21 protein-coding genes and 3 pseudogenes are annotated in these 24,881 nt (G+C 74.1%); 14 read left to right on the forward strand and 10 right to left on the reverse strand.

Annotation, left to right across the window (positions count from 1 at the left end; all coding sequences use genetic code 11):
• Nucleotides 1–51 precede the first annotated feature (51 nt).
• Nucleotides 52–324, reverse strand: a pseudogene (locus AC2RP6_RS32980) (UTRA domain-containing protein); the annotation flags it as partial.
• 8 nt (nt 325–332) lie between these two features.
• Here AC2RP6_RS32980 and AC2RP6_RS32985 point away from each other — a divergent pair.
• The 3 genes and pseudogenes from AC2RP6_RS32985 to gdhA all read left to right on the forward strand — a co-directional run.
• Nucleotides 333–827 (forward strand): annotated as a pseudogene (locus AC2RP6_RS32985) (exonuclease/endonuclease/phosphatase family protein); the annotation flags it as partial.
• Nucleotides 828–1,018: 191 nt separating this feature from the next.
• Complete coding sequence (locus AC2RP6_RS32990) at nt 1,019–1,663, forward strand: dihydrofolate reductase family protein (protein ID WP_486449495.1); 645 nt, start codon at nt 1,019–1,021, stop codon at nt 1,661–1,663.
• A gap of 160 nt (nt 1,664–1,823) precedes the next feature.
• On the forward strand, nt 1,824–3,179 hold the full coding sequence (gdhA, locus tag AC2RP6_RS32995) for an NADP-specific glutamate dehydrogenase (RefSeq protein WP_486449496.1): 1,356 nt from the start codon (nt 1,824–1,826) through the stop codon (nt 3,177–3,179).
• A 171-nt stretch (nt 3,180–3,350) separates the two neighbouring features.
• Here the strand turns inward: gdhA and AC2RP6_RS33000 are convergent, their stop codons facing one another.
• A complete protein-coding gene (locus tag AC2RP6_RS33000) occupies nt 3,351–4,001 on the reverse strand; it encodes a TetR/AcrR family transcriptional regulator C-terminal domain-containing protein (RefSeq protein WP_486449497.1) in 651 nt (216 codons plus the stop codon).
• A 69-nt stretch (nt 4,002–4,070) separates the two neighbouring features.
• On the opposite strand from AC2RP6_RS33000, the gene AC2RP6_RS33005 reads away from it, so the two are divergent.
• The 3 genes from AC2RP6_RS33005 to AC2RP6_RS33015 all read left to right on the forward strand — a co-directional run bounded on the left by AC2RP6_RS33005 (nt 4,071) and on the right by AC2RP6_RS33015 (nt 7,657).
• A complete protein-coding gene (locus tag AC2RP6_RS33005) occupies nt 4,071–5,534 on the forward strand; it encodes an FAD-dependent monooxygenase (protein ID WP_486449498.1) in 1,464 nt (487 codons plus the stop codon).
• A 10-nt stretch (nt 5,535–5,544) separates the two neighbouring features.
• The gene (locus AC2RP6_RS33010; RefSeq protein ID WP_486449499.1) at nt 5,545–6,180 is read left to right on the forward strand and encodes a VOC family protein; all 636 of its coding nucleotides are present in this window, start codon (nt 5,545–5,547) and stop codon (nt 6,178–6,180) included.
• Nucleotides 6,181–6,457: 277 nt separating this feature from the next.
• Nucleotides 6,458–7,657, forward strand: coding sequence for a S8 family peptidase (locus AC2RP6_RS33015; RefSeq protein ID WP_486449500.1), 1,200 nt, complete (start codon nt 6,458–6,460; stop codon nt 7,655–7,657).
• Between the two features lie 64 nt (nt 7,658–7,721).
• Here AC2RP6_RS33015 and AC2RP6_RS33020 read toward each other — a convergent pair whose 3' ends face one another.
• The 3 genes from AC2RP6_RS33020 to AC2RP6_RS33030 all read right to left on the reverse strand — a co-directional run bounded on the left by AC2RP6_RS33020 (nt 7,722) and on the right by AC2RP6_RS33030 (nt 10,927).
• Entirely contained in the window at nt 7,722–9,464 is a 1,743-nt protein-coding gene (locus AC2RP6_RS33020) for a SulP family inorganic anion transporter (protein ID WP_486449501.1), read from the reverse strand.
• Nucleotides 9,465–9,569: 105 nt separating this feature from the next.
• Nucleotides 9,570–10,592, reverse strand: a complete 1,023-nt coding sequence (locus tag AC2RP6_RS33025) for a polyphosphate kinase 2 family protein (protein ID WP_486449502.1) — start codon at nt 10,590–10,592, stop codon at nt 9,570–9,572.
• Between the two features lie 5 nt (nt 10,593–10,597).
• On the reverse strand, nt 10,598–10,927 hold the full coding sequence (locus AC2RP6_RS33030; RefSeq protein WP_486449503.1) for a hypothetical protein: 330 nt from the start codon (nt 10,925–10,927) through the stop codon (nt 10,598–10,600).
• 89 nt (nt 10,928–11,016) lie between these two features.
• On the opposite strand from AC2RP6_RS33030, the gene AC2RP6_RS33035 reads away from it, so the two are divergent.
• The 5 genes from AC2RP6_RS33035 to AC2RP6_RS33055 all read left to right on the forward strand — a co-directional run bounded on the left by AC2RP6_RS33035 (nt 11,017) and on the right by AC2RP6_RS33055 (nt 18,554).
• Nucleotides 11,017–12,615: an alpha/beta fold hydrolase gene (locus AC2RP6_RS33035; protein ID WP_486449504.1), complete on the forward strand. Its 1,599-nt coding sequence runs from the start codon at nt 11,017–11,019 to the stop codon at nt 12,613–12,615.
• Nucleotides 12,612–14,231, forward strand: a complete 1,620-nt coding sequence (locus tag AC2RP6_RS33040) for an alpha/beta fold hydrolase (RefSeq protein WP_486449505.1) — start codon at nt 12,612–12,614, stop codon at nt 14,229–14,231. Before AC2RP6_RS33035 ends, AC2RP6_RS33040 begins: the two co-directional genes overlap by 4 nt.
• Nucleotides 14,232–14,336: 105 nt before the next feature.
• The gene (locus AC2RP6_RS33045; RefSeq protein WP_486449506.1) at nt 14,337–15,548 is read left to right on the forward strand and encodes a 4-hydroxybenzoate 3-monooxygenase; all 1,212 of its coding nucleotides are present in this window, start codon (nt 14,337–14,339) and stop codon (nt 15,546–15,548) included.
• 108 nt (nt 15,549–15,656) lie between these two features.
• The gene (locus tag AC2RP6_RS33050) at nt 15,657–17,417 is read left to right on the forward strand and encodes a methyltransferase (protein WP_486449507.1); all 1,761 of its coding nucleotides are present in this window, start codon (nt 15,657–15,659) and stop codon (nt 17,415–17,417) included.
• A 63-nt stretch (nt 17,418–17,480) separates the two neighbouring features.
• On the forward strand, nt 17,481–18,554 hold the full coding sequence (locus tag AC2RP6_RS33055) for an NAD-dependent epimerase/dehydratase family protein (protein WP_486449508.1): 1,074 nt from the start codon (nt 17,481–17,483) through the stop codon (nt 18,552–18,554).
• Between the two features lie 66 nt (nt 18,555–18,620).
• On the opposite strand, the pseudogene AC2RP6_RS33060 reads toward AC2RP6_RS33055, so the two are convergent.
• Nucleotides 18,621–19,728, reverse strand: a pseudogene (locus AC2RP6_RS33060) (sensor histidine kinase).
• The gene (locus tag AC2RP6_RS33065) at nt 19,725–20,492 is read right to left on the reverse strand and encodes a response regulator transcription factor (protein ID WP_486449509.1); all 768 of its coding nucleotides are present in this window, start codon (nt 20,490–20,492) and stop codon (nt 19,725–19,727) included. Before AC2RP6_RS33065 ends, AC2RP6_RS33060 begins: the two are co-directional and overlap by 4 nt.
• Before the next feature lie 125 nt (nt 20,493–20,617).
• Between AC2RP6_RS33065 and AC2RP6_RS33070 the strand changes: the two genes are divergently transcribed.
• Genes AC2RP6_RS33070 through AC2RP6_RS33080 form a run of 3 tightly spaced genes read left to right on the forward strand, consistent with a single transcriptional unit; the run spans nt 20,618 to nt 22,676 of the window.
• Entirely contained in the window at nt 20,618–21,337 is a 720-nt protein-coding gene (locus AC2RP6_RS33070) for a glycosyltransferase family 2 protein (protein ID WP_486449510.1), read from the forward strand.
• Nucleotides 21,334–21,963 (forward strand): TIGR04282 family arsenosugar biosynthesis glycosyltransferase, encoded by a 630-nt coding sequence (locus AC2RP6_RS33075; RefSeq protein ID WP_486449511.1) that lies wholly within the window; start codon nt 21,334–21,336, stop codon nt 21,961–21,963. The genes AC2RP6_RS33070 and AC2RP6_RS33075 overlap by 4 nt, the downstream gene beginning before the upstream one ends.
• Nucleotides 21,960–22,676 carry a class I SAM-dependent methyltransferase gene (locus AC2RP6_RS33080; RefSeq protein WP_486449512.1) on the forward strand — a complete coding sequence of 239 codons (717 nt, stop codon included), beginning with the start codon at nt 21,960–21,962 and terminating at the stop codon, nt 22,674–22,676. Before AC2RP6_RS33075 ends, AC2RP6_RS33080 begins: the two co-directional genes overlap by 4 nt.
• On the opposite strand, the gene AC2RP6_RS33085 is transcribed toward AC2RP6_RS33080, so the two are convergent.
• The 3 genes from AC2RP6_RS33085 to AC2RP6_RS33095 form a co-directional block, all read right to left on the reverse strand.
• Nucleotides 22,612–23,019: a hypothetical protein gene (locus AC2RP6_RS33085; RefSeq protein WP_486449513.1), complete on the reverse strand. Its 408-nt coding sequence runs from the start codon at nt 23,017–23,019 to the stop codon at nt 22,612–22,614. The two genes, AC2RP6_RS33080 and AC2RP6_RS33085, sit on opposite strands and share 65 nt — an antisense overlap.
• On the reverse strand, nt 23,016–24,215 hold the full coding sequence (locus AC2RP6_RS33090) for a molybdopterin-dependent oxidoreductase (RefSeq protein ID WP_486449514.1): 1,200 nt from the start codon (nt 24,213–24,215) through the stop codon (nt 23,016–23,018). The genes AC2RP6_RS33085 and AC2RP6_RS33090 overlap by 4 nt, the downstream gene beginning before the upstream one ends.
• 256 nt (nt 24,216–24,471) lie before the next feature.
• A complete protein-coding gene (locus AC2RP6_RS33095) occupies nt 24,472–24,879 on the reverse strand; it encodes an FKBP-type peptidyl-prolyl cis-trans isomerase (protein ID WP_486449515.1) in 408 nt (135 codons plus the stop codon).
• Nucleotides 24,880–24,881 lie beyond the last annotated feature (2 nt).

Consider the following 24,881-nt stretch of genomic DNA (forward strand, 5'->3'; position numbering starts at 1 on the left):
GCGCGGTCCGCCGCACCGCGCCCGAGCCGTCGGTACGGCCGGGGCCCGCGGTCAGGACCCCGTGAGGGCCGGACCCGTACGTCGGGCCAGGGCGTTGCTGCCGATCGAGTTGCGCAGGCTGAACCCCACCGCGTCCGGGCGGTAGCGGTCGTCGGACCACTCGACCGGCCGCCCCTCGCGCGTGGTGGTCATGCGGCGCACCCGCAACAGCGGGCTCGTGCGCCGTACTTCGAGGAGTGCGGCGTCGCGCGCGCCGGCCGCGACCGCGTCGATGAGGTGCTCGCCGTACGCGAAGACCAACCCCGTGTCCTCCAGCAGACGCTGCTCACCGGCCCCGGACTGGCCGACCGCGAGCGGCAGTCGGGGCGCGTCGGCGAGATCTCCGGGATCCTCGCCGCGATGGCGCGCCCTCCCTCCGCGCGGCCGACCGCACCCCGGTCGTGCTCGTCGGCGACTTCAACGCCCCCTCGTACCTGGACCGGACGGCCGCGGCCGCCCCGCTGCACGGCGGACACGGCCCGGTGGAATGGCCCGTCTCCCGCGCCGTCGAGCGGGCTGGACTGCGCGACTCCTACCGCGAGGCGCACCCCGACCCGGTGGCCGACCCGGGAGCCACCTGGTCGCCCGTCCACCCCCGGCACGAGGACGGCAGCGGCCGCCCGGAACCGCAGGACCGCATCGACTTCGTGCTCCACGCCGGCGGCCGCCTCACCGTCCTGGACTCCACCACCCTGGCCACCGGCCGCATCGCCCCCTGGCCGGACGTCGCCGCCAACGACTGGCCCTCCGACCGCGCGGCCGTGGTCACCACCTTCCGCTACGCCTGACGCGCACGCCGGGCGTCGCCCGACCGCCCGGCCACGCCGGGCCCGGGATCGGCGTCCGGGTCGTCACCGCCCCCGCCGGCGGCCGGTCGCGCGGGGATCCGTCGCACCGTTTTCCGTCGCGCCGATGAGTCCGCGGGCCTTCGCCGGTCTCATCCTTGGCGGAGGAAGAACCGACTCACCGGGAGCACGTCATGGGACTCATCCACATCGAGCTGTTCGCGACCCTCGACCTCGTCGGCCAGGCGCCGGGCGGCCCCGACGAGGACCCGGCCGGGTTCCCGTTCGGCGGCTGGCAGGCGCCGCTGCTGGACGAGACCGCCGGGGCGCAGGTCGGCGCCGCGTACGAGGGCACCGACGCCCTCCTCCTCGGCCGGCGCACCTACGACATCTTCGCCGCCTACTGGCCCCACCAGGAGGGCGGCCAGGACGACGACATCGCCACGCTCTTCAACCGCGTCCCGAAGTACGTGGCCTCGCGCGGCACGCCGGACCTCTCCTGGGCCGGGTCCACCCTGCTCGGCCCGGACCTCGCCGCGGCGGTGCGCGAGATCCGCGACCGGCACGAGCACATCAAGGTCGTCGGCAGCCTGGACCTCGTCCGGACCCTGCTGCGCGAGAAGCTCTTCGACCGGCTCGACCTCTGGGTGCACCCGATCGTGCTCGGCGTCGGGAAGAAGGTGTTCGACGGGGGAGAGGTGCCGACGAACCTCACGCTCCTCGAACCTCCGGCCGCCTCCCCCAAGGGCACCGTGTACCTGCGCTACGGCCTCGCCGACGGCGTTCCCGCGACCGGGGACATGAGCGCACCCGATCGGGGTACCGGAAGCGACGGCTGAGGCGCCCGCCGTCCGCGGGTTTTTGTCCGCGGGGCAGAAGCCTTCCCCAGAGCAGCACCGTGCGCGGTAGCCTCCGCGAAAGGGCCGCCCTCTGGAAGAACTCTTCCGAAAGCGCGCGTTCGTCGCGCGCCGTACCCGGAATCGACCTGGAAGGACACACGTGAAGGACTCGAAGGACAGGCTGGAAGCGCTGCGGGCCGAGATCGAGCGCCGCAACCCCGCGCAGCCCGAGTTCCACCAGGCGGTACGGGAGGTCCTCGACACCCTGGCCCCCGTCTTCACCGCCCGGCCCGAGTACGCCGACCCGGCCCTGGCCCTGGTGGAGCGCCTCACCGAGCCCGAGCGGCAGATCGTCTTCCGTGTCCCGTGGCAGGACGACCGCGGCCGGGTCCACGTCAACCGCGGCTACCGCGTCGAGTTCAACAGCGCGCTGGGCCCCTACAAGGGAGGCCTGCGCTTCCACCCGTCCGTGGACATCGGCGTGGTGAAGTTCCTCGGCTTCGAGCAGATCTTCAAGAACGCCCTGACGGGCCTGGGGATCGGCGGCGGCAAGGGTGGCAGCGACTTCGACCCGCACGGCCGCTCGGACGCCGAGGTCATGCGCTTCTGCCAGTCCTTCATGACCGAGCTGCACCGGCACATCGGCGAGCACACCGACGTCCCCGCCGGGGACATCGGCGTCGGCGGCCGCGAGATCGGCTACCTCTTCGGCCAGTACCGGCGCATCACCAACCGCTGGGAGGCCGGTGTCCTGACCGGCAAGGGACAGGGCTGGGGCGGATCCGCGATCCGGCCGCAGGCGACCGGCTACGGCAGCGTGCTGTTCGCCGCCGAGATGCTGAAGGTCCGGGGGGAGTCGCTGGACGGCCTGACCGCGGTGGTCTCCGGCTCCGGCAATGTCGCGCTCTACACGATCGAGAAGCTCCAGCAGCTCGGCGCGAACCCGCTGACCTGCTCCGACTCCCAGGGCTATGTCGTCGATGACAAGGGCATCGACCTCGCGCTGCTCAAGCAGGTCAAGGAGGTCGAGCGCGGGCGGGTGAGCGAGTACGCGGAGCGCCGCGGCTCCTCGGCGCGGTTCGTGCCCGGCGGCCGGGTCTGGGAGGTGCCGGCGGAGATCGCCTTCCCCTCCGCCACGCAGAACGAACTGGAGGCGGAGGACGCCCGTACGCTCGTCGCGGCCGGGGTCAAGGCGGTCTCCGAGGGCGCCAACATGCCCACCACGCCCGAAGCCGTACGGATCCTGCGGGAGGCCGGGGTCGCGTTCGGGCCCGGCAAGGCCGCCAACGCGGGCGGGGTCGCGGTCAGCGCCCTGGAGATGAGCCAGAACGCCGGCCGCGCGGCCTGGAGCGCGCAGCGGGTCGAGGACGAACTCGCCGCCATCATGCGGTCGATCCACGCCGTCGCCCACGAGACCGCCGAGCGCTACGGCGCCCCGGGCGACTACGTCACCGGCGCCAACATCGCCGGCTTCGAGCGGGTGGCGGACGCGATGCTGGCCCAGGGCGTCATCTGACCGGGTGAGCGGGGCCGCCCCGCGCGTGATGCGGCCCGAGCGGCCCGGGACTCGCCTCCCGGGCCGCCCCGCGCGTGATGCGGCCCGAGCGGCCCGGGACTCGCCTCCCGGGCCGCTCCGGCGTTCCCGGGGCGCGCGTACGGGGCCGGGCGGTCCGCCGGTGACGAGGTCTCAGGAGATTCCGTAGCGGGCCCCGATGCCCGCGACGAGCAGGCGCAGGCCCTCCTCGAAGCCCGTCTCGAAGTCCTGGAAGAGGTCGGCCCCCGCGGCTGCCGCGAGGGGGAAATCCGCCATGCGCGCGGCGCGTTCCTCCGGGTCGTATCCCTCGCGGCGGTCGCCCGGCAGGGGCTCGACGCCCTGCTCCTCGGTGACGAAGCCCAGCGTGAAGAAGTAGGACGTGGTGAGCGCGCGCACGGCCTGGCCGGGCTCGAAGCCGGCCCCGGTGAGGGCGCGGAGGTGCTCCTCCATCTGGACCGCGTGCTCGATGCCCGTGAAGCGCGAGCCGCTGTAGACCTTGGCGCCGTCGCGGTAGCCGAGCAGGGCGGCCCGCAGCCCCGTGTTGGCGATGGTCAGCCGCTCCTGCCAGGTGGCGTCCGGCGCGATGCGCTGCCCGGCGACCATCCGCCGGTACATCTCGGTGGCCATCTCGTCGAGGAGTTCCTGCTTGTTCTTGAAGTGCCAGTACAGGGCCGGCGCCTGCACGTCCAGTTCCCTGGCGATCGCGCGCAGGGTCAGACCGTCGAGGCCGGCGTCGTTCAGCAGCCGCAGTGCCGTGTCGACGGCCTGCTTCTTATCCAGCTTGGGGGGTCTCCGGGTTGCCACGCTTGACAGTTTAACACCGTTAAATGCAAGCTGACGGCGAGCTGATTTAACAACGTTAAGGAGAGTGTCGTGGACCTGCGGACCCAGCACACGGAGATAGTCGTCGTCGGCGCCGGACCCACCGGCCTCGCGCTCGCCGTCGACCTCGCCCGCAACGGCGTCGCCGCCCTCGTCGTCGAGCGGTCCGCCTCCCTCTTCCCCGGATCCCGCGGCAAGGGGCTCCAGCCCCGCACCCTGGAAGTGCTCGACGACCTCGGCGTGTACGAGCAGGTCCGGGCCGCCGGGGCGCCCTACCCGGTCGGGATGGTCTGGCAGGACGGCGTCCCCGCGGGCGAGCACCGGATGTTCGACGAGGTCGCCCCGGACGAGGGCGCCCCGTACGCGGGCCCCTGGATGGTGCCGCAGTGGCGGACGCAGGAGATCCTCGCCGCGCGGCTCGCGGAACTCGGCGGCGGGATCGCGTTCGGCCGGGAGGTGACCGGCGTGGAGCAGGACGCGCAGGGCGTCACGGTCACCTTCGCCGCCGGAGCGCCCGTGCGCGCGCGGTACGCCGTCGCCGCGGACGGCGGCCGGTCCACCGTACGGCGCGCGCTGGGCATCGGCATGACCGGCGAGAGCGTCGACCCGAGCCCGATGCTCGTCGCGGACCTGCGCATCGCGGGCCTCGACCGCGACCACTGGCACGTCTTCCCGCCGGCCGGCGGCGCGGGCTTCCTCGCGATCTGCCCGCTGGCCGGAACGGAGGACTTCCAGGCGGTCGCGCAGTTCCCGGAGGGCGCGGAGCCGGACCTCTCGCCCGACGGGATCCGCGCGATGGTCGCCGCCCGCTCGCACCTCGCCGCCACGGACGTGACGCAGGTGCGCTGGGCCTCGGACTTCCGGCCGCGCGCCGCCATGGCCGACCGGTTCCGCGAGGGCCGCGTCTTCCTCGCCGGCGACAGCGCGCACGTGCACTCGCCCGCGGGCGGACAGGGCCTCAACACCAGCATCCAGGACGCGTACAACCTCGGCTGGAAGCTGGCGGCCGTCCTGCGCGGAGGAGCCCGCGCGTCACTGCTCGACACCTACGAGGAGGAGCGGCTGCCCGTCGCCGCCGGGATGCTCGGCCTGTCCACCCGCATCCACCGCGGCCAGGCCCGGCGCGGCGCCGCCACCCGTCAGCTCGGCCTCGGCTACCGGGGCTCCGCCCTGGCCGTGGAGACCCGTACGGGCCTCGCGGAGGAGCAGCTGCGAGCGGGCGACCGCGCCCCGGACGGGATCCGCGGCGGCGTCCGGCTGTTCGAGGAGTTCCGCGGCACGCACTGGACGCTGCTGGCCGTCGGCGCCGCAGCCGGCGCCGGCCTGCCCGATCCGCTGGGCGTCCCCGGTACGGCGCCGGTCCGCACCGTCCGGATCCCCGCGTACGAGGCCTACGGCGACGGGGTGTTCCTGATCCGCCCGGACGGCTACGTCGGCTGGGCGGGTGCCTCCGCGGAGGGGGTCGCCTCCTACGTGACGGGCGTGGCGCAGGGATTTGTCCCGGTTGTCGGGTGATGATGCCGCAGTGCGACTTGATCACGTGTCCTATGCGGTGGCCCGCGACAGCTTCGTCTCCACCGTCCAGTGGATCGGATCGGCCCTCGGCGCCGGATTCGTCGACGGGGGAGTGCACCCGCGCTTCGGTACCCGCAACTTCATCCTCCCGCTGAGCGGCGGCACCTACGTCGAGGTCGTCACCACGCTCGACCACCCCGCAGCCGACCGCGCGCCCTTCGGCCGGGCGGTCGCGCGCCGCGCCGCGGAGGGCGGCGGCTGGCTCGGCTGGGTGGTCTCCGTCGACGACATCGCCCCGGTCGAGGCCCGCCTCGGCCGTACTTCGGCCGAGGGCCACCGGGTCCGCCCCGACGGTTTCGACCTGAGGTGGAGGCAGATCGGGCTGCTGGAACTGATGGAGGACCCGCAGCTGCCCTACTTCCTGCAGTGGCTGGTTCCCACGGAGGAGCGCCCGAGCGCCGACCCGCGCACCCCCACCACCATCCAGGGGGTCTCCATCGCCGGTGACGCCGCCTCCATCGCCGAATTCCTCGGCGAGCCGGCCGACCACCCCCTCGACCAGATCGACGTCACCTGGGTCGAGGACGAGGAACCGGGCCTGGTCTCGGTCGAGTTCTCCACCGCCCGCGGCCCGGTCACGATCTGACCCACCACCCCGACCGCCGGCGGGGAGCGCACCGGTCGGCCGCCGCCGATCCCGGAGTCCCGCGCCCGGCCGCATGCGCCTGCAAAGAACGTGGCTATTACACGCGGGAGTTCGTGAGAACGCGTGTGCGAGGTGGAGGAGGTGTGGAGAGCCTTTTAAGAAACCTTGTTGAACAAGTCCTTACCCCCGGTTCGCCCTTGATTTGCTCCTGTCAATCGGAACAGGGTTCTTCAGAACGTTTGACGCCCCACACGTCAACACGAGGAGAACCCTCTACATGGCAACTCACAAGCGATCCAATGCCCTTCGCAACACGGCCATAGCCGCGGGAGCCGCGTCAGCGGTCGCGGTGGCCCTGTTCGCGAGCCCCCTCGCGGGGGCGGCCGAACCGGCCGAAGGGGTGGTGCACGGGCTCGGTGTCCAGGGCGCCGTGGACGGCAGCTTCGTCGTCATCCTCGACGCATCCGCGAACAAGGAGGACCTGGCGAAGAAGTACGGCGGCAAGCTGGAGCGCTCCTACGGCTCCCAGGTCAACGGCTTCTCCGCGTCCGGCCTCACCGAGAAGGAGGCCAAGCGGCTCGCCGCCGACCCGGCCGTCGGCACGGTCGTGCAGAACAAGCGCTTCACCACCAAGGAGACCCAGGAGAAGCCCCCGTCCTGGGGCCTGGACCGGATCGACCAGGCCGCCACGGCCGGCGACCAGAAGTACACGTACCCCGACGGCGGCGGCGAAGGCGTCACGGCCTACGTCATCGACACCGGGGTCCGCATCTCGCACAAGGACTTCGGCGGACGCGCCACCCACGGTTTCGACGCGATCGACAACGACGAGACCGCCGACGACGGCAACGGCCACGGCACGCACGTGGCCGGCACCATCGCCGGCACCTCGCACGGCGTCGCCAAGAAGGCCAAGATCGTCGCGGTGCGGGTGCTGGACGACAACGGGTCCGGCACCACCGAGCAGGTCGTGGCGGGCATCGACTGGGTGACCAAGAACCACTCCGGTCCCTCGGTCGCCAACATGAGCCTCGGCGGCGGCGTGGACGAGGCGCTGGACGCCGCGGTCAAGCGGGCCGTCGACGCCGGTGTGACCTTCGCCGTCGCGGCCGGCAACGAGTCCTCGGACGCCGGGCAGGGCTCCCCCTCCCGGGTGCCCGAGGCCATCACGGTCGCGTCCAGCACCGAGGGTGACGAGCAGTCGGACTTCTCGAACTTCGGCTCGGTCGTGGACATCTACGCGCCGGGCTCGGAGATCACGTCGGCCTGGAACGACAGCGACACCGGGGTCAAGACGATCTCGGGCACCTCGATGGCCACCCCGCACGTGGCCGGCGCCGCCGCGCTGTACCTGGCGGCCAACCCGTCCGCGACGCCGGCCGCCACGGCCGCGGCGCTGACCGGGGCCGCGACGAAGGGAGCCATCAAGAACCCGTCCTCCGGCACCGCGAACACGTTGCTGAAGGTCACGCCGTAACGTTTCGGCAGAGCGTTCGGGAGCGGCCCGCCGCAGTGCGGCGGGCCGCTCCTCGGCGTTGCCGTCAGGGGCCCCCTCCGTCCGGCCACTCGGCCCCCGTGAGCCGGCGGTAGGCTGCGACGGCTGCCTCCACGGTGGGGAAGAAGTGAGCGGGGTCGATGGTGCGGGTCAGCTCGTACCGCTCGATCTTGCGCCGCACCGGATCCTTCAGCTCGGCGAACACCAGGTGCACCCCCTGCGCGTTGAGCGCCTCGTCGAGGTCCTCCAGGACGTCGGCGGCGGTGGTGTCCACGTCCGTCATCGGCTCCGCCGCGATCACGATCCAGGTCGGCGGCGGGTCAGCGGCGGCCAGCCGCCGGATCTCCCCGGCGAAGGTCTTGGCGTTGGCGAAGAAGAGCGGCGCGTCGAACCGGTAGATCACCAGGCCCGGCAGCCGCCGGGCCCGCGGGTGGGAGCGCACGTCGTGGTAGCCCTCCAGGTCCGGCACCCGCCCGAGCACCGTGCGGTAGGGCCACCACGCGCGCCGGAAGACGTTGAGGACGGACAGGCCCACCGCGATCGCGATCCCCTGCAGCACACCGAGCAGGGCCACGCCCGCGAAGGCCGTGCAGCACAGCAGGAACTCCGTGCGGCTCTGCCGCCACAGCCGTACGGTCCCCGGGAGGTCGGCGAGGGACAGCGACGCGGTGATGACCACGGCGGCGAGGGCCGGCTGGGGCAGGTCGCGGAACAGGCCCGGAGCCAGTACGAGCATGAGGACGATGAGCGCCGCCCCGACGACCCCGGTGAGCTGGGTCCTGGCCCCCGCCCGCTCCGCCACCGCCGTACGGGACCCGCTGGTGCTCACGGGGAAACCCTGGAAGAGACCGGCCGCCAGGTTGGCCACGCCGACGCCCGCCATCTCCTGGTTGCCGCGGACCTCCTGCCCCGTACGGGCCGCGAAGGCCGTCGCGTTGGAGATCGTGTCGGCCAGGGACACCAGGGCGATGCCCACGGCGCCGCCCAGCAGCAGCGGCAGGTCACCGGACCGCACGGAGGGAAGGGTCAACGGGGGCAGGCCTTCGGGCAGTTCCCCGACCAGGGCGACGCCGTGCCCGCCCAGGCCGAGGACGACGGTCGCGGTGATGGCCAGGACGACCATCACGAGCACCGCCGGGACCTTCGGCAGGAAGCGCTGCAGCGCCAGCACGACGACGATGCCACCGACGCCGACCGCCGCGGCGGCCGGTACGGCCGCCCCGTCGGCGAGGCCCCGCACGAAACCGGCGGCCTCTTCGACCAGGCCGTCCGCGTCGACGGAGAAGCCGAGCAGCTTGGGCAGCTGGCCGATCAGGATGGTCAGCGCCAGCCCGTTCATGTACCCGATCATCGTCGGCCTGGAGATGAGGTCGGCGACGAAGCCCAGCTTCGCCACCGAGGCCAGGACCATCAGGGCCGCCACCATCAGCGCGAGCACGGAGGCCAGCGCCACCGCCCGGTCGGGATCCCCGTCGGCGGCCAGGAGGGGGAGGACGGTGGCGGCGATCATCGGCCCCAGTGAGGAGTCCGGGCCCAGCACCAGGATCCGGGAGGGCCCGCACACCGCGTAGCCCAGCAGGCAGAGGACCGTCGTGTAGAGCCCGGTGATGGCCGGCAGCCCGGCCAGTTCGGCGTACGCCATGCCCTGCGGAACCAGCAGCGTGGTCAGCACGACACCCGCCACCAGGTCCCTGACCAGCCACTCCCGCCGGTAGGACGAGGCCGCCCGGACCCCGGGCACGGCCCGCACCCTGGAGGCGAGGGTCCGGTCCCCGCGTCCGTCCCGCACGGACCGCCTCATCCGCACCCGCTCCGCCCCCCGGCTGCCGACGGGCCCGCCGGGAGCCGCCCTCCCGCGGATTGCGTCCGTACCGTCATCGCCGTGCCTCCGGCCTCAGCCGTGCTTCTTCCCGCCGCCCTTCTTCCCGCCGCCCTTCTTCCCGCCGCCCTTCTTCCCGTGCTCCTTGTTCCCGTGCCGCGGGGAGGCGGAGTCGGCGGACGGATCGGCCGGGGCCCCGGCGGGAGCCTCCCGTTCCAGCTCGCGCCGGGTGACGAGGAGCGCCCTGCGCGCGTCTTCCCCCACGTCGGGGTACTGCGGATCGATGCCCATCAGGGTGTGGGCGAGGACCGACGCCGCACAGATCCGCGCGAACCACTTGCGGTCCGCCGGTACGACGTACCACGGCGCCCACGCCGTGCTGGTCGCCGACAGCATCGCGGAGAACGCCTCCTGGTAGTCGTCCCAGTGGGCCCGCTCCCGGACGTCGGCCGCGGAGAACTTCCAGTTCTTCTCCGGCCGGTCGATGCGCTGGAGGAAGCGGGCGCGCTGCTCCTCCTTCGACAGGTTGAGGAAGATCTTCACCACCTTGAACCCGTTGTCCGTGAGGTAGTGCTCCCAGCGGTTGATCTCCCGGTAGCGCCGGTCCCACACGTCCGGCCCGCAGGCCTCCTCGGGCAGCTTCTGCCGGACGAGGTTCTCCGGGTGCACCCGTACGACCAGGACCTCCTCGTAGTGCGAGCGGTTGAAGATGGCGATCTCGCCGCGCTCCGGCAGCCGCCGGGCGTACCGCCACAGGTAGTCGTGGTCCAGCTCCTCGGCGGAGGGCACCTTGAAGCTGCTCACCCGCACGCCCTGCGGGTTGACCCCGCTCATCACGTGACGGATCGTCCCGTCCTTGCCGCCGGCGTCGATGGCCTGCAGGCACATCAGCACCCCGTACGTGTCCTGGGCGGCCAGCCGGTCCTGGTACTCGGCCAGCAGCGACACCCCGGTGCGCAGCAGCTCGGCACCGTCCCGCTTCTTCAGTCCCGCCTTGAAGCGGGGGTCGAAGTCCCTGTCGAGGCGTACCCGTGACCCTGGCTCCACCCGCAGCGGCTCGATGAATTCCGCGATGCGTTCGGCTCTCTCGTCCGGCATCGGCATCAGTCCTTCGCTGGAGCCGCGGCGCTGCGGCGGGCGGCGTCGAGCGCCCGCCAGACCTTCACCGCGCCGGGCGCCTCGTGCTCATTGTCTGCTCGCCGGGCCAAGATCGCCCGGCCCGCCCCCGCGGGGCGGGCCGCCCGGTGGGACGGCGCCCGCACCTCCGGCCGGTCGGGCGCCGCGGATCCCGTGGTGTGGACCCTGTCGATCGCCTGCCGCTCGGTGATCCGCAGCCACGACCCCACGGCCACCGCCACCACGATCAGGCCCTGCCCGCCGGCCGGGCCCGGCCGGGGCCGCTGATCGGCTCCGCGTGCGGGCGTACGGCGCACCCGGTAGCGTCGACAACGAGCGTTCCGCCCCAACCGCTGCGGCCCGGCCCAGCAGGTCCGCCGCCGATGCCGGCAGAGGAACGAAGCCGATGCCCAAGCACACCCTCCCCGCGGTGACCGCCGCGGCCGCACTGGTCTGCCTGACCGCGTTCAGCCCCGCACCGGGAGGCTCGACGCCCGGCGGCCCCGCACCCGGCGGTACGGCATCACCGGACTCCCGGTCCTCCGGCACGGCCCGGGCGGCCCCGTCCCGGTTCGTGCCCGGGCCCTGCCCGAAGCCGCCCGAGCCCATCGAGGCCCTGACCGAGGCCCGCTGCGGCCACCTGGAGGTCCCCGAGAACCGCTCACGCCCCGACGGGCGGACCATCCGACTCGCCGTCGCCGTCATCCCGGCGCTGAACACGGCGAAGCCCGCGCAGGACCCCGTGGTGTTCATGGCGGGCGGCCCCGGCGCCGACACCTTCGACGACATCCCCTTCCTCGTCGACTCCGGCCTGAACAAGGACCGCGACCTGATCGTCATGGCCCAGCGCGGCAACCTCTACGACCAGCCGAACCTGGCCTGCCCGGAGGTCGACCGGTTCAACGAACAGGCCGTCGGCCTCGGCTACGACTCGGACCAGGCGGAACAGCTCATGCTGAAGGCCGTCGGGGACTGCCGCGGCCGCCTCACGTCCCAGGGCGTCGACCTCGGCGCCTACAACACCACCGAGAACGCGGCCGACTTCGACGACCTGCGCAAGGCGCTGAAGCTGCGCCAGTGGAACGTCTACGGGTACTCGTACGGCAGCAACCTGGCCCTCACCTACCTGCGCCTGCACCCCGAGGGCATCCGCGCCCTCGCCATCGACTCGATCACGCCGCCCCAGCACGTGACCCTGCCGTGGACCTGGGCCAGCACCGCCGAGGGGATCGACAACATCATCGAGGCCTGCGCCGCCCAGCCCGCCTGCAAGAACCGCTACCCGGAGTTCCGCCGGACGCTGACCGAGCAGGTGCGCAGGCTCGAAGCCCACCCCCTGACGCTGAAGGTCGAGCCGCCCGGAGGCGGCGAACCCGTCACGGTCGTCCTCGACGGCGGCGCGCTGCTGAACCTGATCGTGGCCTTCACCCCGCGCCCCGAGGACCTGCCGGCAGCGCTCGACGAGCTCGCCCACGGGAACCCGGAGCGCTTCGCCAAGGCCCGCGCGGCGGGATCGGTCCAGAAGCCGGGCGAGTTCGCCCACGGCCTGACCCAGTCCGTGGTGTGCGGCGAGTGGGCACCGGGGTACGCGCAGACCGACGTGCTGAAGGCCGGGCGCAAGGTCTACCCGCAATGGCCGGACACGGTCCTCGCCCAGGTGCCGCAACTGCCCTTCCAGTACCCGGCGTGCGGTGTCTGGGACGTCGCGGACCGCGCGGCCGCCCAGCGTCTGCCCACGGTCAGCCCGGTGCCCGCGCTCGTCGTCTCCGGCACGTTCGACGTGAAGACGGGCGCGAGCTGGGCCAAGGACGTGGCCCGCAACCTGTCCCGTTCCACCTCCGTGCTGATCCCCGGCATCGGCCACTGGGTGGTCCCGCAGTCACCCTGCGCCCAGGAGGTGCTGGCCTCGTTCTTCGCCCGCCCGACCGCGCCCGACACCAGCTGCGTGGCCGGCGTGGAACCCAAACCGTTCACGATCGTCCCTGATGACCGGGAGGGCAGATGACCCACGCTCCCGCGCCCCGCCCTGGCCGCCGCCGCTCCGCCGGAGGGCTCCTGGCCCCCTCGTCGGCCGGCCTGACGGCCGCCCTCCTCGTCGCCGGACTGCTCGCGGCGCCCGCCGGAGCACAGCCCCCCGCCGCCGCCGACCCCACCCCGGGCCGGCCGACCGGAACGGTCGCCCGGACCGTGGGGGACGCGGCCTTCGAACCGGGCCCCTGCCCCAGGACACCGGAACCGATCGAGGCCCTCGACGGGGCCCGGTGCGGCACGCTCACCGTGCCCGAGAACCGGGCGAAGCCCGGCAGCCGCTCGATCCGCCTCGGCGTCGCGATCGTCCCGGCGGCGACCGACACCCCCGAGGCCGACCCGATCGTCTGGCTCGCGGGAGGCCCCGGGGACGACGCGGTGGGGGAGGCGAAGATGGCGATCGACGGCGGCCTGAACCGCGACCGCGACGTGATCTTCATGTCCCAGCGCGGAACCTACTCGGCCGACCCGAACCTCCTGTGCCCCAACATCGACGAGTTCAACGCGCGCGCCGTCGGCCTCGCCCAGGACGACCCGGCCACCGAACGCCTGCACGTCGAGGCGACGAAGACCTGCCGGGACGAGCTCGCGGCCCGGGGGATCGACCTCGGCGCCTACAACGACACCGAGAGCGCCGCCGACTACGAGGACCTCCGCAAGACGCTGGGCGTCGAGAAGTGGAACCTCTTCGGCATCTCCTACGGCACCCACCTGGCCCTGGCCTACATGCGCCTGCACCCCGAAGGGCTCCGCTCGGTGGGCATCGACGGCGTCCTCCCGCCGTCGAGGTCCGGTTCGGCGGCGACCTGGAGCAGCGCCCGGCAGGGCTTCGACGGTCTGTTCAAGGCCTGCGCGGCACAACCCGCGTGCAACAAGCGCTATCCGAACCTCTCGGCCACCTTCGACCAGCTCGTCCGCCGGCTGGAGGCCGAGCCCGTCACCACCACCGTCACCCTGCCCGGCAGCGATAAGCCGGTCAAGGTCGTGCTCGACGGCGCCGCCCTGGTGAACTGGATGACCTCGGCCACCCACGTGGCACCCCAGGTGCCCGCCGCCCTCGACGAGCTGGCGAACGGCAAGCCGCAGCGCATCGCCCAGCAGTGGGCGGGCGGCAAGCTCAGCCCCCAGGCCATGGGGCGGGTCGCGCACGGTCTCGTCTACGGCGTCTTCTGCAGCGAGTGGACACCGTACGAAACCCAGGAGCAGGCGCTCAAGGGCGGCCAGAAGGCGTTCCCGTCCTTCCCGCCCTCGGTGCAGGCACAGGCACCGCAACTCACCTTCCTCCGCCCGGACTGCGACGCCTGGAACGTCCCCGCCGCGCCGCGCTCCATCCGTGACGCCACGCGCGGGGACGTCCCGACCCTCGCCCTGTCGGGCGGCTTCGACTCCCAGACCGGCGCGGACAACGGGGAGTACGTCGCCCGTACGCTGGACCGGGCCAAGGCCGTCACGATCCCGTACGAGCCGCACGTCGTCTTCGCGACGTCGAAGTGCGCACAGGAGATCACCGTGTCGTTCTTCGACGACCCGAACGCGCCGGACACCGCGTGCCTGAAGAGCCTGAAGGCACCGGAGTTCGAGATCGCCCCCTGATCCGGCCGCGCGCGACCGCGGCGGCAGAATCCTTTTCTCATCGTGCGGACCATACGGGTGATTCTGGACGATCTTTGAACTTTTCAGTGCCTAAGATCCACCATTGTGACAGAGAGTCAATATGCCGCGGTCGCCCAGGACTCGGCCGACGTGGTCGTCATCGGGGCCGGCCCCGCCGGCCTGGTGCTCGGAAACCTCTTACTCCGCCGCGGTGTCGACTGCGTCGTCCTGGAACGCGCGGCCCGCGACGGGGCCCGTCAACGGGCACGGGCCGGCTTCCTCGCCGCGAACACCGTGCGGATCCTGGCCCGCAACGGCCTGGACGAGGGGCTGCGCCGCCGCGGACAGGAACACGGCGTGTGCGAATTCCGCACCGAGGAGGGCCGCTTCCGCCTCGACTACCGCCACCTCGGCCGGGGCGAGCCCCACACCGTCTACCCCCAGCACGAACTCGTCGCCGACCTGCAGGACCGGTTCCTCGACGCCGGGGGGACGATCCTCTTCGACACCGAGGCGGTCGCCGTGGCCGAAGCCGACGGCCCGACGCCCTCGGTCACCGTACGGGACGGCGACGGGCGCCCCGGACGGTGGCGGGCCCGGTACGTCGCCGCCTGCGACGGCCGCCACGGGGCGGGCCGGCGCTCCCTCCCGCCCGGCGCGGTCCGCCGCCACCACCGCGACCACGGCGTGACCTGGCTGGGCCTGCTCGCCGAGGCACCGCCGAGCCTGGACGCCGTGGGCTACGCCATCCACCCCGACGGATTCGCCGGGCACATGGCCCGCTCCGCCGAGATCACCCGCTACTACCTGCAGTGCGCACGCGGCACCCGCGCCGACGCCTGGGACGAGGAGCGGATCTGGGACGAACTCGCCCTGCGCATGCGCGCCGCCCGCTACGGGCCCCTGCGGCGCGGCCCCTTCGTCCAGCGCACCGTCGTCGACCTCGAGTCCGACGTCCTCGAACCGCTGCGCCACGGCTCGCTGTTCCTGGTCGGCGACGCCGCCGGACTGATCAGCCCCTCCGCCGCCAAGGGCGCCAACCTGGCGGTACTGGAGGCCGAGATCCTGGCCCACGCCCTGACCGACGCGCTCGTCCACGGCGATCCCGCTCCGCTCGCCCACTACTCGGAGCGGTGCCTGGCCCACATCTGGCGCGCCCAGGAGTTCTCGCACTGGATGGTCCGGCTCCTGCACGACGCCACGGACCCCGACGGGGACTCGCTCTTCCAGGAGCGCCTGCGTCACTCCCGGATCGCCTCGCTGCGCACCTCGCCCACCCAGCAGGACTGGTTCGCCGAGAACTACGTCGGCATCTGACGGGCCCTTCCCCCCTCCCGCACCTCTCCCCGCCCCACCACTGCGGGGGCCCGGCCGGCGGCCGCCCACGCCCCCCGCCCGGGCCCTCCCTCACCCACGGACACGGACATGCACTCCGAACCTCCCTTCACCATGCCCACGACCACGATGACGGCGGCCCCCGCCGACGACGCGGAGCGGTTGCGCGCGACGGCCGCCTTCGTACGCGAACAGAACACCTCCGACCTGCTCGCGCGGGTGCTGCCCGGCCTCGGCGGCCCCGAACTGCGGGCCCTGGCGGACCGGTGCCGCTTCGCGCACGCCGCCGTCCTGGTGTTCCCGCCCGACGAGGACGCGCTGCGCACGGAACTGGCGGCGTGCGGCCTTCCCGCCGACGCCCCGGCGCAGCCCAGCGTCGTCGTCCGCGAACGCCTCGCCGCACGCCACGGGCGGGACCTCGCCGATCTTGACGTAAGGATTCTCCGTCCCGAGGTGCGTGGCCCCGGCGGGGAACAGCGGGCCGTCGAGGTGTTCGCGCTGACCGTGCCGCCCGGCTCCGCCCTGTCCCCGATCGCCGCCGACGAGCGCCGCCGGGAACACGAGGCGCACCTCGCCTTCGACGTCGTGCACCCCGACCCGCTGGTGCTCCGCGGGCTGCTGGCGAGCTTCGCGTGGCAGGGCGCCGTCGCCGACGGCGGCGGCTACAACCTGCACGAGGACGGCACCGTCTTCTACTTCACCGTGCCCGCCGACACCAAGACGGCCTACCGGCGCGTGGAGCTGTACGCGAGCGGCGACCACCGCGACGTCCTGGCCGAGCACCTCGGCGCACCGGGCGCGGCGACGGGCCCGGCCGCGGAGCCGAGCGACGGGCCCCAGCCGGCGGAAACGCTCCTGCGGCTGCTGACCGGCGCCTGGACCACCCAGGCCCTCGCGGCGTGCGCACAACTGCGGCTGCCCGAGGCCATGGACCGACACACCGGCACCGGCACGGCGGAACTGGCCCGGGCCGTCGGCGCCCACCCGGAGAGCCTGGCGACCCTGCTGCGCTACCTCGCCATGCTGGGCGTGGTCCGCGACGGGCCGGACGGGTTCCGCCTCACCGCCGTCGGCGCGCTCCTGTCGGCGCGGGCGCCCGCCTCGATGCGGCCCCTGGCCCTGATGTACGGCGGCCCCTTCTACCAGTCCTTCGCCCACCTGACCCACACCGTCCGCAGCGGACAGCCCGGCTTCGAGCACCTCCACGGCGAGAACCACTTCGACCACTTCGCCCGCGACCCCGAACTCGCCGCCCTCTTCGACCAGTCCATGGTGTCGAGCGCGCCCCTCTTCGCACCGCTCCCCGCGCACCCGGTGCTCACCGCCGCCGCCACGGCCCCCGGCCGCCCCCGTACCGTTGTCGACATCGCCGGAGGCACCGGGGAGCTCCTCGGGCGGATCCTGACCGTCCACCCCACCCTGCGCGGCGTCCTCCTCGAACGCCCCCAGGTGCTCGCGGCCGCCCGCACCCGGCTGGCCGGCACCGCCGCGGGCGAGCGCTGCGGCTTCCGCGCGGGTGACTTCGCGGACGTCCCGCCGGGCGGCGACGTCTACGTCCTGTCCCGGGTCCTGCACGACTGGGACGACGACCGCTGCCGGAGCATCCTGCGCCACTGCGCCGCCGCCATGCCCGGGCACGCCGACCTCCTCGTCGTCGAGCGCCTGCTGCCCGCCGACTGCACCACCGCCTCCCTGGCCACCGCCTGGGACCTGCACATGATGTGCAACACCGGCGGCCGCGAACGCACCGCCGACCACTACGCCCGCCTGCTCGCGGACTGCGGCCTCGCACTCGTCGGCCACACCCCGCTCGCCCTCGGCGCCCACACCCTCCACGCCCGCAGAGCCTGACGGAAGTCTTACGGGGCGGTGTGGGAACGCGTGCCGGAGAGCCGGGGTGCGTAGCGTGCGGGCATGCGCGTACTGGTGACGGGAGGCGCCGGATTCATCGGCGCCCAGGTGGTGGACGTCCTGCGGGACGAGGGACACGAGCCGGTGGTGCTCGACGCCTTGTCGGCGGCCGCGCATCCGGTGGAGCCCGCGCTCCCCGACGCGGAGTTCCTGCGCGGGGACGTCCGGGACGCCGACGCGGTGCGCCGCGCCCTGAGAGGGGTGGACGCGGTGTGCCACCAGGCGGCCATGGTGGGGCTCGGCAAGGACTTCGCGGACGCCCCGGACTACGTGTCGTGCAACGACCTGGGGACGGCCGTGCTGCTGGCGGCCATGGCGGAGGCCGGCGTACGCAGGCTCGTCCAGGCCGGGTCGATGGTGGTGTACGGGGAGGGCCGTTACGAGTGCCCCCGGCACGGCGTGGTGCGGCCGGGCCCCCGCGCGGCCGACGACCTGCGGGCAGGACGGTTCGAGCCGCCCTGCCCGCACTGCGGCGCCGCACTGGCGCCGGGGCTGGTGGCGGAGGACGCCCCGCTGGACCCGCGCAACGTCTACGCCACGACCAAGCTGGCGCAGGAGCACCTGGCGGCGGCCTGGGCCCGCGCCACCGGCGGCTCGGCGGTCTCCCTGCGCTACCACAACGTCTACGGCCCGGGCATGCCCCGGGACACCCCGTACGCCGGCGTGGCCTCCTTCTTCCGCTCCGCGCTCGCGCGCGGCGAGGCGCCACGGGTCTACGAGGACGGCGGCCAGCGGCGGGACTTCGTCCACGTACGGGACGTGGCGCGGGCCAACGCCGCGGCGCTGGCCGCCCTGGCGGCACCCTCCCCGGGCGGCGGAGACGGCCGGCACACCGCCTACAACACGGGCAGCGGAGAGCCGCACACCGTCGGGCAGATGGCGGCGGTCCTCGCGCGGGCCCACGGCGGGCCGGATCCGGTGGTGACGGGGGAGTACCGGCTCGGGGACGTCCGGCACATCACGGCCGACTCCGCACGGTTGCGCCGGGAGCTGGGCTGGCGCCCCCAGGTCGGCTTCGCCGAGGGGATGGCGGAGTTCGCCGTGACGCGGCAGCGGGCATCCTCCGGGGCCGGGTGACGGCGCGGCCGCCACGGGCTCCGGTGCCGCAGGCCGGCCCGCGGCACCGGAGCCGCCGGGGCCGGGTCAGGCGAGCGGCAGCGTCACCTCGAAGCGGCAGCCGCCGGGGACGTTGTGGACGTCCGCCCGCCCCGCATGGGCCTCGACGATGCCCCGGACGATCGCCAGCCCCAGCCCCGCCCCGGACGGCGGGGTGCGGGCCGGGTTGCCCCGCCAGCCGGTGTCGAACACCCGCGGCAGGTCGTCCTCGGCGATGCCGCCGCACGCATCGGTGACGGACAGCACGGCCGCGTCCTCCCGTCGGGCGACCGCGACGGCCACGGTGCCGTCCGCGGGTGTGTGCCGGATGGCGTTGACGAGCAGGTTGGCCAGGACCCGGGTCATCTCCTTGCCGTCCACCTCGACCGGCACGTGCGCGATGTCCTCGCCGTGCAGCCGCACACCGTGCTCCCGGGCGAGCGGATCGGCCCCCAGCAGGGCGTCCGCCGCCAGGTCCCGCAGCGAAACGCGGGACGGCGACAGGGACATGGCACCGGCGTGGATGCGGGAGAAGCTCGAAGAGGTCCCCGACCATGCTGTCGAGCCGTTCCACCTCGGTGCGGATCTGCCGGTGGTAGCGGGCCGGATCGGAGGCGACACCGTCCTCCAGGGCCTCCGCCATGGCGCGCAGCCCGGCGAGCGGCGTGCGCAGGTCGTGGGAGATCCAGGCGACCAGTTCACGGCGGGAGGTCTCCAGCGCGCGCTCCCGCTCGCGGGAAGCGGCCAGCCTGGCGCTGGTGGCCGCGAGCTCGGCGGCCAGAAGGGACAGTTCCGCGGTGGCCGGCGCGGACGGCGTCGTGAAGTCGCCGTCCTCCCCGAAGTCCCGGGCGGCGAGCGCCAGGTCACGGCTGCGGGCCACCACCCAGCGCCCCATCAGCAGTGCCGTGGCCAGCGACACCACGGCCGCCATCGCCACGACCAGGGTCACCACCGTCAGGTCGTGCGGCGACAGGAACATGGCCCGGGCCACGGCGAGGGTGCCCGCCAGCATGGTGGTGACGGCCACGGCCGCCACCACGGTCAGCGAGACGGCGACCGACCTCCGCCGCAGCAGCCACAGGGCCAGGGCCCCGGCCGCCCCGGCGCACACCGCACCACCGAGCGCGAACAGGGCGATGAGCAGGACGTCCCTCACGACCGTGTCCCTTCCGCCCCGACGGCACCCGCCGGGCCCGGAGCGTTCCGGGTCACCGCCTCGAAGCGGTACCCGACCCCCCAGACGGTCTGGATCAGCAGCGGTGCGGCCGGATCGTCCTCGATCTTGGCGCGGAGCCGGCGCACGTGGACGGTGACCGTGGAGAGGTCGCCGAACTCCCACCCCCACACGTCCCGCATCAGCTCCTCCCGGCCGTGCGCCCGGCCCGGCCGGGCCATGAAGTGCGCGAGGAGGTCGAACTCGCGCAGTGTGAGCGCCAGTTCGTGCCCGTCCTTGGACGCCCGCCGGGTGCCGGGGTCGACGACGATCCCCGCCGCCCGCAGCAGGCCCCGCCGCTCCCGCCCCTCTGCGCCTTCCGCCCCGTGCCGGCTGCGGCGCAGCACGGACTCGACGCGCAGGACCAGCTCGCGCGGGCTGAACGGCTTGGTGACGTAGTCGTCGGCGCCCAGTTCGAGGCCGGCGATCCGGTCGTCCTCCGTCCCGCGGGCGGTCAGCATGATCACCGGCACGGGCCGGTCGGCCCGCAGCCGCCGGCACACCTCCAGCCCGTCGAGGCCCGGCAGCATCAGGTCGAGGACGACCAGGTCGGGTTCGTCGCGGGCGGCCAGGACGAGGGCGGCGGGGCCGTCGGCGGCGTGCCCGACGGTGTGGCCGGCCCTGCGGAGGTATCCGGTGACGACCTCCGCGACGGTCGGGTCGTCGTCCACGACGAGGATCCGGGCGGGGGGTGCAGGCGTGCTCATGCGCTCCAGTGTCGTACGGCGGGCCCGGCCCGACACCCCCGGGCCGCCGGGTCCCGCTCTGCCGTCCGTGTTTCGTAAGGAGTCGGTGGCCCCGTTTCGCCGCTCGCCTTCCTACGGTGGCGTGCGTGACCGATCATCCCCCCGTGGGCAGCGAAGCGGACGTCGTCCTTCCCTGCCTGAACGAGGCCGAGGCGCTGCCCTGGGTCCTCGCCCGCATCCCCGCCGGCTGGCGCGCCCTGGTCGTGGACAACGGCTCCACCGACGGATCGGCGGACATCGCCCGCTCCCTCGGCGCCACCGTCGTGACGGAGTCCCGGCGCGGCTTCGGTGCGGCCTGCCACGCCGGACTCCTGGCCGCCACGGCCGAGTTCGTCTGCTTCTGCGACTGCGACGCCTCCCTCGATCCCGGGCTGCTCGGAGGATTCGTCCGCACGATCGCCGACGGCGGTGCGGACCTGGTCCTCGGACGCCGCCGGCCGCAGGGCCGGGGGGCCTGGCCCGCGCACGCACGGGTCGGAAACCTGGCCCTCTCCCGGATGCTGCGGCGCCGTACCGGGCTGCGCCTGCACGACCTGGGTCCGCTCCGGGCCGCCCGGCGGGAGGCACTGCTCGCCCTGGACCTCACCGACCGGCGCTCGGGGTACCCGTTGCAGATGGTCGTCCGGGCCGCCGACGCCCGCTGGCGCGTCCGCGAGGAGGACGTCCCCTACCTCCCGCGGGCCGGGAAGTCCAAGGTGACCGGCACCTGGCGCGGCACCTGGCAGGCCGTCCGCGACATGCGGGCCGTGCTCGCCGAGCCGCCCCGCACCACCCACCGGGCCTCTCCCGCCGGAGGTGCCCGGTGACCACCCTGCTCGTGATCGCCAAGGAGCCCGTACCGGGCCGGGTCAAGACGCGCCTGACGCCGCCGTTCACGCCCGACGAGGCGGCGGCCCTGGCCGGGGCGGCGCTGGCGGACACCCTCCTCGCCGCGGCCGCCACCCCGGCCGCCCGGCACGTCCTGGTCCTCGACGGTTCACCCGGACCGTGGCTCCCGCCCGGCTTCGAGGTCAGGACCCAGTGCCCCGGGCCTCTGGACGTACGCCTCGCCGCGGCCTTCGCCGACTGCGGCGGCCCGGCCCTGCTGATCGGCATGGACACCCCCCAGCTCACCCCGGACCTCCTCGGGCCCGCGCTCGACTTCGAGTGCCACGACGCCTGGTTCGGCCCGGCCGCCGACGGCGGGTTCTGGGCCCTCGGGCTGGCCCGTCCCGACCCCGCCCTGCTGCTGGGCGTACCCATGTCCCTGCCCGAGACCGGGGCGGTGCAGTACGAGCGGCTGCGCGCGGCCGGGCTGCGGATCGGGCTGCTGCCGGTGCTCAGGGACGTGGACACGGCGGCCGACGCGCGCGAGGTCGCGGCGGTCCCGCCGCACGGCCGGTTCGCCGCCCTCCACGCCCGGCTGACCACGTCGCCCGAGGGGGTGCGGTGACCGCGCTCGGCGGGACCCCCGCCCGGACCGCGGCCCCCAGGCCCTGGCGGGACGACCCCTACGCCACGGCCCTGGACGCCGGGCGGGGACCGCTCTTCCTGCGCCGCACCGACGGCTGGATGATGCCGCTGGAGGTGGAGCGCTGGCTGGCGGACGCCGACGCCGGCGACGAGAGCGTCCTCGCCCGCTGCCGGGGCGCCGTCCTCGACGTCGGCTGCGGCCCCGGCCGGCTGGTGGCGGCCCTGGCCGAGCGAGGTCACCGTGCCCTGGGCGTGGACGTCAGCCCGGCCGCGGTGACGCGCACCGTCCGGCGCGGCGGCACGGCCCTGTGCAGGTCGGTCTTCGGACCGCTGCCGGGCGAAGGACGCTGGAGCACCGTCCTGCTCGTCGACGGCAACATCGGCATCGGCGGCGACCCGGCGGCCCTCCTCGACCGGGCCGCCGAACTGCTCGCCCCGGGCGGCCGGGTCATCGCCGAAGCAGCCCCGGTCGAGGTGGACGAGCGGTGCGAGGTCCGCCTCGACGACGGCCGCGGCACCCTCGGCGTCCCCTTCCCCTGGGCCCGGATCGGACCCGAGGCCCTCGGCCGCGAAGCCGGCCGGGCCGGCTGGACGCCCTTGCACCGCTGGACTTCGTCCGGGCGGACCTTCACCGAATTCGGCGTCGGTCCCTCCCGCGCCGCCGCCGGGCGAGCAGCACCGAAGCGATCGTGACCACCGCCACCGCGGCCAGGAGCAGCAGCAGGTTGCGGGCGTACGGCAGGGGGAGCGCCGACGGGTTCGGCGGCGCTCCCGGCCGCAGCAGCAGCGGCAGCGTGATCAGCACCAGCGCCCCGGCCGTCATCAGCGCGGCACGGACCGCACTCCTGGCGGGTACGGCCGCGACCAGCAGGCCGGTGGCCAGCACCAGCGGAGCGACGAGCCCGTCGTGCAGCAGCAACGCCCCGCCCAGCCAGACCAGCACCCCGTACGGGTCGGGCTGCGCCACCAGGTGCCACCCGCCGACCCCGATCAGCAACAGCCCGAAGACCCCGAGCACCGCGCGCACGTACCTCACAGCACCTCCAGCCTCGTGACCCACTTGGTCTGCAGCACACCGGGCCGGTTCGGCGCGATGATCCGCGCCGGGTACCCGTGGTCGGCGGACAGCACCTCTCCGTTCAGACGCAGCGCGAGCAGGGTCAGCGGATCCTCGGCGTACTCCCGCCCCATGTCCATGACCCGGTACGCCCCGGCCACCTCCAGCGACACCACCCGCAGCCCGGAACCGGGACGGGCACCCGCCCGCTCCAGCAGGTCGCGGACGCGCACCCCCGCCCAGTCGGCCTGCGCGCTCCAGCCCTCCACACAGGCGATCGGCAGCCGCACCCGGTACTGCGGCAACGCGGCCAGCTGCGCCGGCGTCAGCCCGTAGGGCCGCGGGCCCAGCACCCGCAGCCGCCAGTCCCGCACGGCCTGTGCGGTCACCCCGGCCGCGGCCGCGGTCCGGTTCACCGGCAGCCCCTGCGGTCCGTGGCCGGGATGCCGGGGCGCCAGCAGGTCCAGGGACGCCAGCGGCGTGAACGTCTGGCCGACCGTGGTCACCGTGACCGCGCCCACGGCCGCACCCACACCGAGCAGCAGGGACCTGCGGTCGGGACCGTCGCGCCCCTCGTCCGGCAGGGCGAGCGTCCCGGCGGAGCGCCGGCTCCAGTGGGCGCGGATCCCGGGGGCCTTGACCGCGACGTGCAGCAGGACGGACCCGGCGACCACCCAGGCCACCGCGTAGTGCACCGGCACGAAGGAGAAGGGCCACGGGTACCACTCGGCGATGTTCAGCAGCCCGGTCAGGACCTGGAACACCGCGGTCGCCACCAGCACCGCCACCGACAGCCGCTCCAGCGCGTGCCGCACCGAGCGGACCGGTGGCCACGCGAACAACCGCGGGTAGACCGTCCACAGTTTGGCGAACAGCAGGACGATCGCCGCCAGCCCGGTGGCGATGTGCGCTCCCTGCGTCAGCCGGTAGCCCCAGACCGGCCGCGACGGCAGGCGGCCGAACAGCCAGGGCGGCGGGTGCTGGAGGAAATGACTGATCAGCCCGGTCAGGAAGCACACGGCGAGGGCCGCACCGAGCCACCGTCCGATCGCCGTCGCCGTCCGCGGGTCGTGCAACCGCCCGGAGAACGACGGCGGGCGGAGAGCGGGCGGCCGCAGGGCCGGGGGGCGCAGTCGCGGCAGGGCGGGGCGGCGTCGGCCGGGAGGATGGTCCATGCCCTCATGCAACCGCCCCCGGAGCCCCCGCAGGCGGGTCCGACACCTTACGGAACACGAACGCCCCGCCCCGCCGGTGCCGGGGTGGTCCCGTGACCCACGGCAAGGGCTCGGCGTCGTCGTGACGGCGCCACGGCCCACCGACCTCGTGCGCCCTGCCCGGCGCCGGCACGGTCAGGTACGCAGCCGCCCTCTCAGCGGTCCTCGTCGCCCCCGCGCTCGGCTCCCACCACGCCCGCCGCACGACGTGCCGGGGTCACTGGGGGTTGCTCCAGCCGGTGGCGCGGGAGTACACGTCGAGCAGGTCCACCACGAAGACCAGGGTCGAGCCCGCCGGGATCAGGGGCGAAGGAGACTGCGTGCCGTAGCCCAGCCGCGGCGGAACGACGATCTCGCGCCGGCCGCCGACCCTCATCCCCCTCACCCCCCGGTCCCAGCCCTTGATGACCTTGCCGCCGCCCAGGGCGAACTTGAAGGGCTCGCCGCGGTCCCAGGAGGCGTCGAACTCCTTACCGGTCTCGAAGGTCACCCCGACGTAGTGCACCCGGACCACCATGCCCGGCCTCACCTCGGCCCCGTCCCCGACGACCAGGTCCCGGACGGTCAGCTCGGTGGGAGCCGCCCCCTCCGGAACCCCCACCTCGGGCTTCGTCGGTCCACTCATCG

This window comes from Streptomyces sp. WAC03905 (assembly GCF_057371075.1).